Annotated in this window: 14 protein-coding genes; 5 read left to right on the forward strand and 9 right to left on the reverse strand. The window is 67.5% G+C overall.

Annotation, left to right across the window (positions count from 1 at the left end; genetic code table 11):
- Nucleotides 1–2 precede the first annotated feature (2 nt).
- Both serC and QY307_04035 read right to left on the reverse strand, forming a co-directional pair.
- Nucleotides 3–1,079 (reverse strand): 3-phosphoserine/phosphohydroxythreonine transaminase, encoded by a 1,077-nt coding sequence (gene serC / locus QY307_04030; protein ID WKZ83421.1) that lies wholly within the window; start codon nucleotides 1,077–1,079, stop codon nucleotides 3–5.
- 47 nt (nucleotides 1,080–1,126) lie between these two features.
- The gene (locus QY307_04035) at nucleotides 1,127–2,011 is read right to left on the reverse strand and encodes a hypothetical protein (GenBank protein ID WKZ83422.1); all 885 of its coding nucleotides are present in this window, start codon (nucleotides 2,009–2,011) and stop codon (nucleotides 1,127–1,129) included.
- A gap of 111 nt (nucleotides 2,012–2,122) precedes the next feature.
- Here QY307_04035 and QY307_04040 point away from each other — a divergent pair, with 111 nt between their 5' ends.
- Entirely contained in the window at nucleotides 2,123–2,569 is a 447-nt protein-coding gene (locus QY307_04040) for a helix-turn-helix transcriptional regulator (GenBank protein ID WKZ83423.1), read from the forward strand.
- On the opposite strand, the gene QY307_04045 is transcribed toward QY307_04040, so the two are convergent.
- Entirely contained in the window at nucleotides 2,558–3,016 is a 459-nt protein-coding gene (locus tag QY307_04045; GenBank protein ID WKZ83424.1) for a cytochrome c, read from the reverse strand. The genes QY307_04040 and QY307_04045 overlap by 12 nt on opposite strands.
- A 60-nt stretch (nucleotides 3,017–3,076) precedes the next feature.
- Here QY307_04045 and QY307_04050 point away from each other — a divergent pair, with 60 nt between their 5' ends.
- Complete coding sequence (locus tag QY307_04050; GenBank protein ID WKZ83425.1) at nucleotides 3,077–4,321, forward strand: hypothetical protein; 1,245 nt, start codon at nucleotides 3,077–3,079, stop codon at nucleotides 4,319–4,321.
- 15 nt (nucleotides 4,322–4,336) lie between these two features.
- On the opposite strand, the gene aceK is transcribed toward QY307_04050, so the two are convergent.
- Genes aceK through aceB form a run of 3 tightly spaced genes read right to left on the reverse strand, consistent with a single transcriptional unit; the run spans nucleotide 4,337 to nucleotide 8,914 of the window.
- Nucleotides 4,337–6,052 carry a bifunctional isocitrate dehydrogenase kinase/phosphatase gene (gene aceK / locus QY307_04055; protein WKZ83426.1) on the reverse strand — a complete coding sequence of 572 codons (1,716 nt, stop codon included), beginning with the start codon at nucleotides 6,050–6,052 and terminating at the stop codon, nucleotides 4,337–4,339.
- Nucleotides 6,049–7,302, reverse strand: a complete 1,254-nt coding sequence (aceA, locus tag QY307_04060) for an isocitrate lyase (GenBank protein WKZ83755.1) — start codon at nucleotides 7,300–7,302, stop codon at nucleotides 6,049–6,051. Before aceA ends, aceK begins: the two co-directional genes overlap by 4 nt.
- A 40-nt stretch (nucleotides 7,303–7,342) precedes the next feature.
- Nucleotides 7,343–8,914: a malate synthase A gene (aceB, locus tag QY307_04065; protein ID WKZ83427.1), complete on the reverse strand. Its 1,572-nt coding sequence runs from the start codon at nucleotides 8,912–8,914 to the stop codon at nucleotides 7,343–7,345.
- Nucleotides 8,915–9,090: 176 nt separating this feature from the next.
- On the opposite strand from aceB, the gene QY307_04070 reads away from it, so the two are divergent.
- A complete protein-coding gene (locus QY307_04070) occupies nucleotides 9,091–9,747 on the forward strand; it encodes an SHOCT domain-containing protein (protein WKZ83428.1) in 657 nt (218 codons plus the stop codon).
- 127 nt (nucleotides 9,748–9,874) lie between these two features.
- Here QY307_04070 and QY307_04075 read toward each other — a convergent pair whose 3' ends face one another.
- The gene (locus QY307_04075) at nucleotides 9,875–10,540 is read right to left on the reverse strand and encodes a VWA domain-containing protein (GenBank protein ID WKZ83429.1); all 666 of its coding nucleotides are present in this window, start codon (nucleotides 10,538–10,540) and stop codon (nucleotides 9,875–9,877) included.
- Nucleotides 10,541–10,724: 184 nt separating this feature from the next.
- On the opposite strand from QY307_04075, the gene QY307_04080 reads away from it, so the two are divergent.
- Complete coding sequence (locus QY307_04080) at nucleotides 10,725–11,189, forward strand: helix-turn-helix transcriptional regulator (GenBank protein WKZ83430.1); 465 nt, start codon at nucleotides 10,725–10,727, stop codon at nucleotides 11,187–11,189.
- 77 nt (nucleotides 11,190–11,266) lie between these two features.
- On the opposite strand, the gene QY307_04085 is transcribed toward QY307_04080, so the two are convergent.
- Nucleotides 11,267–11,446, reverse strand: a complete 180-nt coding sequence (locus QY307_04085; GenBank protein WKZ83431.1) for a hypothetical protein — start codon at nucleotides 11,444–11,446, stop codon at nucleotides 11,267–11,269.
- Between the two features lie 55 nt (nucleotides 11,447–11,501).
- On the reverse strand, nucleotides 11,502–12,137 hold the full coding sequence (locus tag QY307_04090; protein ID WKZ83432.1) for a hypothetical protein: 636 nt from the start codon (nucleotides 12,135–12,137) through the stop codon (nucleotides 11,502–11,504).
- 137 nt (nucleotides 12,138–12,274) lie between these two features.
- Between QY307_04090 and QY307_04095 the strand changes: the two genes are divergently transcribed.
- Nucleotides 12,275–12,748: a hypothetical protein gene (locus tag QY307_04095; GenBank protein WKZ83433.1), complete on the forward strand. Its 474-nt coding sequence runs from the start codon at nucleotides 12,275–12,277 to the stop codon at nucleotides 12,746–12,748.
- The last annotated feature ends 47 nt before the right edge of the window (nucleotides 12,749–12,795 follow it).

The raw sequence follows: 12,795 nt of genomic DNA on the forward strand, positions 1-12,795 counted from the left end.
CTTCAGCCGTGGCGGTCCTGGAAGTCCCGCATGAACCCGACCAGGGCCTGCACCGACTCCTCGGTGACGGCATTGTACAGGCTGACCCTCACCCCCCCCACCGAGCGATGGCCCTTGAGGCCGATGAATCCCTCGGCGGCCGCTTCGGCCAGGAACACCGGCTCCAGGTCGGTTGGCGTCAGCAAGAACGGAACGTTCATCCACGACCGATACCTGGCATCCACACGGTTTGTGTAGATCGGGGAGGCATCGACGACCTCGTAGACCAGCGCCTGCTTTCGCCGGTTGCGTCGCTCCATCTCCTCGAGGCCACCCTGCGCGATCAACCACTCGAAGACCAGGCCGGCCAGATACCAGGCGAGAGTCGGCGGCGTGTTCAACATCGATCCCGACGCCGCCATCGCCGCGTAATCGAGGACTGTGGGGATCACACGGCCCGACCGGCCAAGCAGGTCGCGCGCCACCACCGCCACCGTCAGCCCGGCCGGGCCCAGGTTCTTCTGGGCACCCGCATAGAGGACTCCGAAGCGGGACACATCCAGAGGACGGGACAGCAGGTTCGAGGAGGCATCGGCCACCAGCGGAACCGGGAAAGCCGGTGGCTCGGTCATCTCGACGCCGTGAATCGTCTCGTTGGAAGCGTATGCGAGGTAGGCGGCGTCACCTGGAACCTCCCAGGTGGAGGGATCGGGTACGCCGATGAATCCGCCCGGCTCGGCATCGGCGACGATGTCGACCGGACAATGCCGCCCCGCCTCGTCGGCCGCCCGGCGCGACCAGTGGCCGGTCACGATGTGAGCGGCCCTGCCCCCGTCGGGGACCAGGTTGAGCGGGACGGCCGAGAACTGGCCCGTGGCGCCGCCCTGGAGGAAGAGGACGGCGTGGGTGTCACCGATGTCGAGCAGACGGCGAAGGTCTTGCTCCGCCTTCTCGGCGATGGCGACGAACTCGGGGCTGCGATGGGAGATCTCCATGACCGTGACCCCGCGACGCTCCCGCCCGGCCAGCTCGTCTGCGGCCAGCGCCACGACCTCTGCCGGCAGTGCCCCCGGACCTGCACTGAAGTTGTGTCTGCTCATGGCTCCCAACATAGGCCCGACCCGGCGGGACCCCGCCGCTTCCGGTCTCAGGAAGCAGGTGGTGGGTCGGTGTCGTCGCCGCGAAAAGGGCTCTGCTCGGCGGCGCGCCTCTTGGCGGCGATGACATTGGAAAGCCAGCGGGTCGACGACGCCGCAGCCTCGACCTCGGTCAGCTGGAGATCGGCGGCAAGGGCGAGGTCCTCCGAGGAGAGCCCGATCCCCTTTTCCGCTGCATAGAAGGCGCCGGAGCGGCTGTGACGGCGGGTGCGGGTCTCGGCTCGCTGCAGGTAGTAGTGGCTGACCGTGTGGAACACCTCCCCCAGGCCGTGGCGAAACACCACCGCCACAGGGTCTGCGCCGTAGTTGGTCTCCAACTCCCCGGATGTGATCAGCACCTCGACCTTGCCCGGGTCGAGGATGTCCATCGGGTAGGAGGAGCCCTCCAGCCACCACAGCGGATCGTCCTCGGGGTCGAGCACACCGCGCAGAAACGGGTTGTCGTGCCTGCCTACCGAAATCCGGACGATGTCGTTGCGGGTCGGTCTCCGGTTGAACCGGATCGTTCCCGGGAATCCGGGCTCGATCAGGTGGCGCAGAGCCCAGTCGGTGGTGAACAGCGACCCGCCGCCATCGACGAAGGCGCTCGCAGCCTCTATGCCATCCGGTCCAAGGCGACCGGGGCAGTTGACGATCAGGAGCTGGTCCGGCGCCAGCGGGAACGAGGCGACGTCGTCGGGCTTGATGATGTGGTGGGGCAGCCCGAGGGCCTCCAACACCCACTCCACCTTGTCATATGCCCCGGACACCACGATGATGTCGTCGTCGCCTACGGCATCGAGTGCTGCGGCGTCCTCGGGGGAGTCCTGCTCCATCCGGGCTCGAGAGATGCGAGCCCCGACCAGGTAGGATCGCCTTCGCCTTTCGCTCTCCATGCGTCCTTTCCGGCTTGCCGTCGGAAAACTACACGACGAGAGTGACGAAAAACGCCAAAGGTTGCCAATGGCTTCCGAGGTGACATCTACCTACGACGAGCGGAGAGTGCAATGCCGGCAGCAGACCAGGCAACAGAGGGCGGGTTCAACGCAGCCATGGGCCGCACCATCCAGGTGCTGCGCACCGACCGCGGTCTCGACCGCAAGGAGCTCGCAGCACGCTCCCGGATCTCGTATTCGTACCTCTCGGCCATCGAAGCCGGCAAGAAGCAGGCGTCCTCGGAAGTGCTGCTGCGTATCGCCGAGGCATTGGGAATGCGCAGCCACGAGCTCTTCGCCTCTGCCGAGCAGAGGGTGGATCGTGCCACCAACCTGTCGCTCGTCCCTCCTCCGCGTCGCCGCTGGTTCCACGGTGACCCGGAGGCCGAAGACTCTCCGGCGCCTGCGCAAGGGCCCGGCGCCGACGAGGCTCGCCTGCTGGACGCCTTCCGCAGCCTGGCACTCGAGGACCGGCGGCTGCTCCAGGAGATCGTCGACCGGATGGCCTCAGGAATCTGAGCCGGGCACTGCTCCGTCCCCCGTGCCGGTGAATCCGCAATCGGCGAAGGCTCTCGCCTTGTCCTCTCCGCCGAACTCGACGCGCTCGTAGAGGGCCACGGTGGCGATCTGGTCGTCGCCGAGCCGGTCGTGGGCAGGCATCCCGCCATTCACAGGCTTTCCCGTGGCACCGTAGGTGGCGCCCACCTCGGTGAGCCAGCGGTCCGAACCGAGACGGATCCATTTCTGCTGATCGGAGCAGGCGGGGAAGTCGATCACCACCTCTTCGAGTGAAGGCCCGACGCCGCCCTGCCCTCGCGCTCCGTGGCACGCCGAGCAGGAATCCCCGTAGACGGTGCGACCGGCACGGATCGGGTCGTCTGCCTCCGCCGGATCGGCACAACCGACAGCGGCCAAGGCGGCGATCACCGCCAGCATGGCGAGAAGCGGGAGGCGCCTGGGCGACATCGGCGGCAGTCTAAGACGGCCCCGTCCGGCAGGCCTTTGCGGCTACTTGTACGATTGCGCATGAAGACTGGGGTGGAGATCTGGGAGGGAGGCACGACCATGTCTCAACACGAGAACCGGCTGCCGTTGGCGGCCCGAACGGTGTTCGTCACCGCTCTGATCCTGTTCGTGGCCACGATCGTCATCGGCATCCTCAACGGAGCCGATCTGTATGAACCCGACCACGACACGCTCATCGGCCACGTCCACGCCGGCACCCTGGGGTGGATCACACTCGCGGTAGCTGGCACCTCGTTCCTGGTGTGGGGCGGGACCGGGGCGACGGCCATCGCCCGGGCGTTGTCGGGGGCGGTGACCCTGTACGTGGCCGCGTTCTTCGCCGGCGATGCCATCCCGGGCGACCGCATCGCTCGACCCATCGCCGGCACCCTGCTCCTGTTGGTGGTGATCTGGTTCCTGGCTTGGGTCACCAGGGCGAACCGGACGGCAACGGGATCGTCGGCGGCAAGGATCGGGCTCATCCTCGCCTGGTGGTCGATGCTGATCGGCGCCGTGTTCGGGATCGTCCTCGGGATCGCCATCTCACGGGGGGAGGTCCCCGGCCTCTCCGACAAGGTGGCCGACTCGATCGCCGAGGCGCATCCTCCGGCGATGGTGATCGGCTTCCTGCTCCTGGCGGCGATGTCCCTTATCGAGTGGCTGATCGGCGGGGGGAAGACCGGCCGATCCGGGTCGATCCAGATGTGGCTGACCTTCGTGGCCGGAGTCCTGGTGAACATCGGCTTCATCACCGGGCGCGAAGAGGAGATCGTAGGTCTTGCCAACCTGCTGATGATCGTGGCCGTCGTGATGCTGGTCTGGCGCCATAGGGCGATGCTGACCCCGGCGTCATGGAAGGGGGCCGGAACCGGAGCCTTCCCGCGAATCGGTGTCGCCTTCCTCGTGGTCTACCTCGGTCTGATCACGGCGCTCGTGATTCAGATCACAAACGGGAGCCTGGATGTCGACGCCTTGACCGAGGTTCAGGAAGGCCTCATCCTCACATTCGACCACGTCATGTTCATAGGAGTGATGACCAACCTCCTCTTCGGGGTCCTGGCGGTGCGACTCCATGGGGCCAGCAACAGTGCTGTCGATCGCATCCTGCTGTGGGGGGTCAACGTCGGGATCGCCGGGTTCGCCACCGGGCTGATCTTCCTCAACGCGCCCATCAAGCGGGTGTTCACGCCGCTGATGGGGACCGCCCTGCTGGTGGGCATCGTGGGGTATCTGATCGAGCTGCGACGAAACGGCGCCGCCGCCTAAACCCTCGGTTCGCGGTCACCGAGTCGTGTCGAGCCGTCGCTGTGGGGCGTACGGGGGGATCTCGACGGGCTCCCCCCGCCGAACCAGGTCCTGAATCCGATGCCAGGTGATCGGATCGAAGAGATCGGCATGCACCGTCTCGAAGATCTCCCGTAACGGCTCCGGCAGACCGAGGAACGAGCGGAACTCCTCGGGGAACACGTCGGCAGGTCCGGCGCCCCAGGTCGGTCCCGAACGCATCTCGTCCTCCGGGTGCTCCGGCTCGGGGATCCGACGGAAGTTGACCGTGGTGAGGAGTGCCAGCTCGTCGTAGTCGTAGAACACGACCCGCCCGGAGCGGGTGACGCCGAAGTTCTTCACCAGCATGTCGCCCGGGAAGATCCCCGAGAGTGCCAGGTCGCGCACCGCATCACCCATGTCGATCAGGGCCGCCGCCGCCTGCTGCGACGGCCGGGTTCGCACATACACGTCGAGTGGTGTCACCCTGCGCTCCACATATGCATGGTGCAGCACCACCCTGCTTCCGACCGCCTCGACCGAACGGCCTGCGGTGGAGAGCAGCTCGTCGAGCAATCCGGGTTCGAAGCGGTCCCGATCCAGCTCGAGGTGTTCGAACTCCCAGGCGTCGATGAGACGCCCGGCGCGGTCATGGCCGAAGACCAGGCGGTACCGTTCCATGACGGCGCGCCGGGTGGTCTGCTTGGGAGCGGGAAACGAGTCCCGGATCACCTTGAACACCAGGTCCTGCGACGGCATGCCGAAGGCGACCATCACCATCCCGGGCACACCCGGGGCTCGCTCGAATCGTTCGCCACTGGACTCCAGGAATCCGATGAGGTCGCCGTACAACTCGGTCTTGCCGTGCTTGTCGAATCCGATCGAGATCCAGAGCTCGGCGCGTCGCTTGCGAGGTAGAAGGCCGCTCAGGAACTCCACCAGGGCCGCCGGGTCCTCCGTCTCGACGTGGAAGTAGGACCGCGTGTAGGAGAACAGGATGGATACGTCCTGCTCGTCGAGGAGGACGGCCTCGACGCGGGCACCTTCGGGGTGGTTGCCCACGGCGAGGACGATGGGAAGCGCCGGTCCGTCCTCAGGAAGCAGACGCCCCACCAGGTAGCCGCCCAGGCCGCGGTAGAACGGCTTCACCGCCATCTCCGCGGCCACGGGGCCGGGTGGGATCGCCCCGGCGATACGCTCGCCTACGAGGAGGGCGTCACGGACGGGATCCTCGAAGGCGACACCCGGCGACACCGAAGCAATGATCTTTCCGACCAACTCGGGAGCAGGGGCGCTCGGGATGGGCAGGCTCACCGGGTCGCCCCTTCCCTCCCGTGGTGGCGCCTCCCCGGAGACGAACTCGACGTCGCGGGCCACGCCGACCGTGCCGAACAGCCGCCTCGTGATCGAGTTGAAGAAGGTCGCAGCCAGCGGGGCGTCGTGCCGTCCTGCCAGTTCGGCAGCCAGCCTGCGCTTCATCTCGGCCCATACGAACCTATCCCCGGTGCGGCCGCCCATGGCTGCGGCTACGGCTTCCTCCAGTCGGTCGATCGCCGCCCGATAGGAGCCGAGACGCCGCGTGGCGTCGGCCTGCATCTCTCGCCATTGCCTGGAGGCGAAGTGGGTACCGGCGCGGGCGGTGATGCGGTCGAATTCGCAGCGGTGGGCGGCGTAGGCCTCCAGGATCACCGACAGTCCGGCGGCCGCCGGGTCGCCAGGCCCGACGTCGGTCATCCCACGAACTGCTCCTCCTCGGTGGAGCCGGTCAGAGCCAGGGTGGCGGCACGACCGCCGGCCACCACCTCGGCCACCAGGTCGAAGTACCCGGCGCCGACCTCCTGTTGATGTCGCGTCGCCGTATAGCCGTCATCCTCCATGGCGAACTCGTCCTCCTGGAGGCGGACGTAGGCCGGCATCCCGGACTCGGCATAGCCCTTCGCCAGAGAGAACATCGAGGCGTTGACGGCGTGAAACCCGGCCAGGGTGATGAACTGGAACTTGTAACCCATCGCCGCCAGGTCCCTCTGGAAGGAGGCGATGGCGGAGTCGTCGAGGTGTCTCTTCCAGTTGAACGACGGCGAGCAGTTGTAGGCGAGCAGCTTGCCCGGGAAGCGCAGGTGTATGGCCTCGGCGAAGCGCTCCGCCTCCTCCCGGTCGGGATGGGCGGTCTCGCACCACAGCAGGTCGGAGTACGGGGCGTAGGCGAGCCCCCTGGCGATGGCGGCATCGATCCCACTTCGCACCTCGTGGAACCCCTCCGGCGTGCGCACGCCGGTGAGGAACTGCCGGTCGGCCTCGTCAGCGTCGCTCGTGAGCAGCGTCGCCGAGTTGGCGTCGGTGCGCGCCACCAACAGGGTGGGCACGCCCGCCACATCGGCGGCCAGTCGAGCGGCGGTGAGGGTTCGCACGTGCTGAGAGGTGGGGACCAGCACCTTGCCACCCATGTGCCCGCACTTCTTCTCAGAGGCGAGCTGATCCTCGAAGTGGACGGCGGCGGCGCCCGCCTCGATCATCCCTCGCATGATCTCGAAGGCGTTGAGTGCGCCTCCGAAGCCGGCCTCGGCATCGGCGACGATGGGTAGGAAGTAGTCGACGTCTCCTCCCCCGCCCGCCCACTGGATCTGATCGGCGCGCCGCAAAGCTGCATTGATCCGCCGCACCAGTGCCGGGGCGCTGTTCGCCGGATACAGGCTCTGATCGGGGTAGGTCTCACCGGCAAGGTTGGCGTCGGCGGCGACCTGCCAGCCGGACAGGTACACCGCCTCCAGGCCGGCCTTGGCCATCTGCACCGCCTGGCCGCCGGTGAGGGCGCCGAGGGCGGCGACGAAGTCGCGCTCGTGCAGGAGGCTCCACAGGCGTCCGGCAGCGAACATCGAGTAGGGCAGCTGGGGTGGGTGCGAGCCCTGCAGGCGTACGACGGCGGCCGCCTGGTAGTCGCGCGTCACCCCCTCCCATCGAGGGTCCTCTGCCCAGGAGCGGGTCATGGCGGTGGCGCGGGCTTCGAAGTCGGACACGGCTCTCACCTCAGATCAGATCGTATGCGGGAATGGTCAGGAAGGGGATGAACTCGTCGGCGAGCGCCACCTCGAGGAACAGGCCCAGGGCATCGTCGAGACGTGGCGGCGGCTCGGCGGCCTCGATCCGGGACACCTCCTCGGCGGCGATCGCCCTCACCAGCCCATCGGTGATGACGGTGCCATCGTCCATGACCGCCCCATGGCGAACCCACTGCCACACCTGGGTGCGGGAGATCTCGGCGGTGGCGGCATCCTCCATCAGGTCGTCGATGGCGGCGGCGCCGACGCCGCTCAGCCAGGACGCCAGGTACCGGATTCCCACCGACACGTTCTGACGCAAACCAGTCTCGGTGATCAACCCACCGGGGACGGCCACATCGAGCAGGGCGGCGGCGTCGGGGGTGACATCGTCGCGAAGCCTTCCGGCCTGGTTGGGCCGGCCGTCGAGCACGGCGTCGAACTCGGACATGGCGGTGGCCACCAGGTCGGGATGGGCCACCCAGGTTCCGTCGAAGCCGTCTCTCGCCTCGCGCCGCTTGTCGGCGGCCACCTGCTCCAGAGCCCGCTCGGTGACCTCCGGATTCCGCCGGTTGGGAATGAACGCCGCCATGCCGCCGATGGCGTGGGCACCTCGCCGGTGGCATGCCCGAACCAGCTGTCGGGTGTAGGCGCCCATGAAGGGCACGGTCATCGTGATCGAGCCGCGGTCGGGAAGCACCATCTCGGGGCGGTTGCGGAAGGTCTTGACGATGCTGAAGATGTAGTCCCAACGCCCGGCGTTGAGGCCGGCACAGTGCTCCCTCAACTCGTGAAGGATCTCCTCCATCTCGAAGGCTGCGAGGACGGTTTCGATCAGCACGGTGGCTCGAATCGTTCCCACCGGCAGGCCGAGCACCGCCTCGGCGTGGAGGAAGAGGTCGTCCCACAGCCGAGCCTCCAGATGGCTCTCCATCTTGGGCAAGTAGCAGTAGGGCCCGCTTCCCCGGCGCACCAGTTCGGCGGCGTTGTGGAAGAGGTAGAGGCCGAGATCGAAGAAGCCGGCGGCCATGGGCACGCCGTCGACCAGGGCGTGGCGCTCGACGAGGTGCAGCCCCCTGGGCCTCACCATCAGAATGGCCGTCTCCTCGGCGAGGCTGTAGTGCCGGCCATCGTCGGTGGTCAAGGAGATCGCCCGGCGCACCGCATCCCAGAGGTTCACCTGCCCGTCGATGATGTTGTCCCAGGTGGGAGCGTTGGCGTCCTCGAGGTCTGCCATGAAGACGCGAGCCCCCGAGTTGAGGGCGTTGATCATCATCTTGCGTTCGACCGGCCCGGTGATCTCCACGCGGCGGTCGAGCAGATCATGGGGAGGGGGGCTCACCTTCCAGTCTGCTGCCCGAAGCGACTCGGTCTCGGGCAGGAAGCCGGGCAGCTCGCCGGCGTCCCATCGGCGTTGGCGCTCCTGGCGCATGGCCAGCAGTTCGGTGCGACGGCCGCCGAATCGGTGCTCGAGCGAGGCCAGGAAGTGCAGTGCCTCCGGGGTGAGGATCTCGGCGCGGCGCCCAGATGCGGCTCCGGTGATCTCTACGGAGTCGAGCATTGGCCTCCGGGGGCAGGGGCGCCGAGGATACAGGATGCACGGGTACCTGCCCCCAGCGCATCGACTGCCGCATGCACGACCGTCGGGCGTCCAGCCGACTCCATGCGGGTTTGCCCCACCGCCGGTCGGCGTGGAAGCGGCCTCGATCACCGCTCGCCGACGAATAACCTGCCGCTGTGACCACCGAGCACCTCAGGGTGTCGCCGAAGGCCGGAGCGACTCTCATCGTGAGCCTCGCCTTCGCCTCGGCCGGGATCACCGCCCTCTTCCTCGGGATGCGGTCGGTGATGGACATCGGCGGGTTCTGCGCCGAAGGTGGCCCCTACGTCATCGAGCACCACTGCCCCGATGGGGTCGCCGGGGTCATGGTGGGTTCGATCTGGCTGGGAGCAATCGCCGCCATCATCTACGCGGTTACTGCCGCCCGCGCCCGCATCCCTTCGTTCGTCGCCTTCTTCTGGCCGGCGCTGTTCGTGTCACTGGGCTGGAACTTTCTCGAGTACTCGTTCGATCCGCCCGTCGGCTCAGGGCCGGTGTGGGGGTGGCTGATCCCTGGAGTCCTCTTCGTCCTCATGGGCGCCGTGCCGCTGTGGCTCTGGATAAGGATGGGAGGCTTCAGCGCCGGCGGCATCCGATCCGGGCGAACCGAAGTGGATGGCCCCCACATCGGCCCTGTGGTGGCGCCGTTCCCGGTGGCGGAGGCACCGCCGTCGTCCGAATCCATCGAGGGCCACGATCTGGTCGCCACCCTCGAACGCCTCGACGAACTCCATCGCTCCGGCTCCCTGAGCGATGACGAGTTCGCCAAGGCGAAACGGAGGCTGCTCTCATGAACCGCCGAGACTGGATCTGGGTTGGAGTCCAGGCGGCGGCGGCAGTGGCAGGAGTCTGGTTCGGACTCTGGGCATTCGGAACCATCACCGGCTAGGGCAAGGCCGTCCCCGGGCGGTGGTACCGGCGCTACTTCGCGGGCTCGCTCTCCGCCTCAGGCACGTAGAAGTGGTCGGCATCCTGACGCCGGAGTGCTGCCGCCTTCTCCCGGTGCAGGGTCGTCGAACGACTCAGGTCGCGATACACCTGCTCCACGCCCTGCTTGGACTTCGACCAGTTCCGCGCGTTCGGTGCCGCCACACCGATCGCCCCGCCGGCGGCGAGCGAGTCCTGGTCGGCACCGAGGAACACGAACACCCAGCCACTGGAGCGGCGGTGTTCGATCAGTGGGAGGACGTCGGCCCGGCTGAACTCCCGGCTGGCATTCTCCAAGCCGTCGGTGAGGATCACCACGACCTGGTCTTCGGCGGGCTCGCCGTCGACTCTCCTGCGGGCGACTTCGGTGTCGATGCGGGCGATCATCCTGCCGATGGCATCGAACAGGGGCGTGGTGCCTCGGGGCCGGTACGCCTCCCGCGCCAGGGGTTGCACGGTCGTGATGTCGGTGCCGTCGACCAGCACCTCGAAAGGGTCTTCCGAGTCGAACTGGGCGAGCGTGAGCCGAGCCTCGCCTCGGACCTTCTGCTGCTCGCCGAGGTAGGCGTTGAAGCCGCCGACGACGTCGTCGGCGATCGAGGCCATCGAGCCCGACCTGTCGAGTACGACGGCGATGTGTACCGGGGTGTCTGTGGTCATGTGGTCTTCCTCCTTCAGCCTCATTGATACCAGCGGCGTGCGACAGAAACGCACAGGGGCGGTTCGGAGCAGAACTCCCCTGATTCGACTCCGTGCGTAGACATTATTATTCTGCTGACGTCGAAACGTGTCAAATGGGGCAACCAGCCTCACATTCCTATCCCGGAGCGCCTATGCTGCGCCGATGGCCACCGAGGCGACCGGTGCCGACTCCGGGTTCTACGAGGCTCTGGGCAGAAGCATCCAGGTGCTGAGGACCGACCGGGGGCTGAAGCGCAGGGAGCTGGCGACCCGTGCCGGCATCTCGTACTCCTACCTGGCCTCCATCGAGAACGGGAACAAGCAGCCGTCGTCGTCGGTGCTCATCGCCATCGCCGAGGCACTCGGACTTCGCAGCCACGAGCTGATGGCGGCTGCCGAACAGCGCCAGGAGCGGGGACCCCTCACCACCGAGTACCCGTCGTGGCTCACCGGGGATCGCCGGCCGTCGTCGCAGGGCGGGCCACCTCGAGCGCCGGTGGCCAGGACCGAGGGCCCCGACCTCGCCGCTTTCCTGGATGAGATGACCGACCTTGCAGCCCCCCTCGATCCACACGAGCGAGAGGTGCTGCTGCGCCTTGCCCGAAAGTTGGCCCCGCGCGAGCGCTGAGGCGCCTGCCGACCCCTCTCGATAGCGACTGCCCGCCCGACCCCTCTCGGCCATCGATCGCCGGGTGCGCCAACCGATCAGGTGCTCGGACGCCGGACGACCGGGATGAGGTGGCCGCCGCTGACCGACGAGCGGTGCCCGTCGTCCCAGAGCACATGGACGGTGGAGCCCTGCACCCCGAGGACGCGACCCTCCCGTCCCACCTGCCCGACCTTCCTGGTCAACTCCCGGAACCGCATCCCCTTGCGAAGCCTCATGTGTGCGAGCGTAAGCCATCTCGTGCCGAAATGGGGGGCCGACAGTGAGCAAGACTCACTCGCCGACATCGACCAGGATGAATTCGCAGGCGTGCTCCTCCATCCACTCCGCCACTCCTGCGACGCCGACCAGACCGAGATGCCTGACGACGTCATCCACCAGATGGAGCACGAGCCGGTCGTGGCCGTCGTCGACGGTCATCTCGCCGTCCTCCGACTGAACCACCAGCGTGTCGGGACCGAGCGAGAATCGAATCAGAGCGCCGGAAGCCTCGCCATGTGCCGACAGCGCTAGGTCGTGCAGCCAGCGAGTGAGCACCGCCCCGTCGTCGAACAGTGTGAGCAGCCCGGCGAGCACCACCGAGTCGACGTGGTCTGGATGCACCACGACCATCGTCACCCGGTCCCGGAGCAGCAGCGGACCGCCGACCGTGTAGACACCGTGCATGTCCTGTCCGTGAGCGCCGAGGCGCACCTGATGGCTCCCGCCGCGGCCGAACACACCGCGCGTCCAGACGAAGGTCCTGCAGTCCGGGCACCGATGTGTCGGAGCGGCGTCGGCGACGGCGCAGTCGGGGAGTTCGACCCCCCGGGTCGCCTCCCTGGGCGAACTGGAGCCGGGCACCCCGTCTCCGACGACGGGCTCCAGGCGACCCTTGCCGCACCCCGGACAGGGTCGTTCACTGCTCATGTGTCGACCGTATCCATCGGGGGTGACCGAAACCGGCTTCGACCCGCCGGCCGGCGCCGTCTTCGACCGACGGCGGACACGATCCATTGCCGCACCGGCTCCCCTTCCTACAGTTGCGATGGACAGGAGGAGGTCCCATGGCCCGACCCACTACGTATGCGACTCCGATCTGCATCGCCCTCACCGTCCTCGCCGGCCTCGGGATCCTCCTCGGACTGCTCACCGAAACGGTGCTGTATCCAATCGCCTTCGTGGTGCCGGCCGTGGGCTACGAGGCTTACCGGACGGAGGGCGCCTCCACACGATGGGCATCATGGCTGCTGGCAGTGCTCACGATCTCATTGATCGTCGTCAACGTCTTCGACATCTCGTACGACCTGAGCACTCTCCTGGGTTCGTCCAGCGCCACGGTCGGCGGCGAGGAGGTGCCACTCGGAGATGTCGCCGTTGTGTTCCCGGCGGCCATGGGGGCCCTGGCCGTGGTCCTCTGGACCCGTACCCGCGGCATCTACACGAGATGGTTGGCGGCCATCGTGTTCGTCACCGCGGCTGCGATCGTCTACCTCACCGCACCGGAAGCCCTCGGCGACCTGGTAGATCGCGTGATCTGACCGCCACGGCGGCACCGGGCGGGACTTCGGCGACAATCCCGGCCCAC

It is taken from the genome of Acidimicrobiia bacterium, from assembly GCA_030584185.1.
GTDB lineage: Bacteria > Actinomycetota > Acidimicrobiia > Spongiisociales > UBA11373.

Excerpts from the sequence above, each read along its gene's own strand:
- serC (WKZ83421.1), bottom strand. The coding sequence starts at position 1,079 with ATGAGCAGACACAACTTCAGTGCAGGTCCGGGGGCACTGCCGGCAGAG.
- QY307_04035 (WKZ83422.1), bottom strand. The coding sequence starts at position 2,011 with ATGGAGAGCGAAAGGCGAAGGCGATCCTACCTGGTCGGGGCTCGCATC.
- QY307_04040 (WKZ83423.1), top strand. The coding sequence starts at position 2,123 with ATGCCGGCAGCAGACCAGGCAACAGAGGGCGGGTTCAACGCAGCCATG.
- QY307_04045 (WKZ83424.1), bottom strand. The coding sequence starts at position 3,016 with ATGTCGCCCAGGCGCCTCCCGCTTCTCGCCATGCTGGCGGTGATCGCC.
- QY307_04050 (WKZ83425.1), top strand. The coding sequence starts at position 3,077 with ATGAAGACTGGGGTGGAGATCTGGGAGGGAGGCACGACCATGTCTCAA.
- aceK (WKZ83426.1), bottom strand. The coding sequence starts at position 6,052 with ATGACCGACGTCGGGCCTGGCGACCCGGCGGCCGCCGGACTGTCGGTG.
- aceA (WKZ83755.1), bottom strand. The coding sequence starts at position 7,302 with ATGACCCGCTCCTGGGCAGAGGACCCTCGATGGGAGGGGGTGACGCGC.
- aceB (WKZ83427.1), bottom strand. The coding sequence starts at position 8,914 with ATGCTCGACTCCGTAGAGATCACCGGAGCCGCATCTGGGCGCCGCGCC.
- QY307_04075 (WKZ83429.1), bottom strand. The coding sequence starts at position 10,540 with ATGACCACAGACACCCCGGTACACATCGCCGTCGTACTCGACAGGTCG.
- QY307_04080 (WKZ83430.1), top strand. The coding sequence starts at position 10,725 with ATGGCCACCGAGGCGACCGGTGCCGACTCCGGGTTCTACGAGGCTCTG.
- QY307_04085 (WKZ83431.1), bottom strand. The coding sequence starts at position 11,446 with ATGAGGCTTCGCAAGGGGATGCGGTTCCGGGAGTTGACCAGGAAGGTC.
- QY307_04090 (WKZ83432.1), bottom strand. The coding sequence starts at position 12,137 with ATGAGCAGTGAACGACCCTGTCCGGGGTGCGGCAAGGGTCGCCTGGAG.
- QY307_04095 (WKZ83433.1), top strand. The coding sequence starts at position 12,275 with ATGGCCCGACCCACTACGTATGCGACTCCGATCTGCATCGCCCTCACC.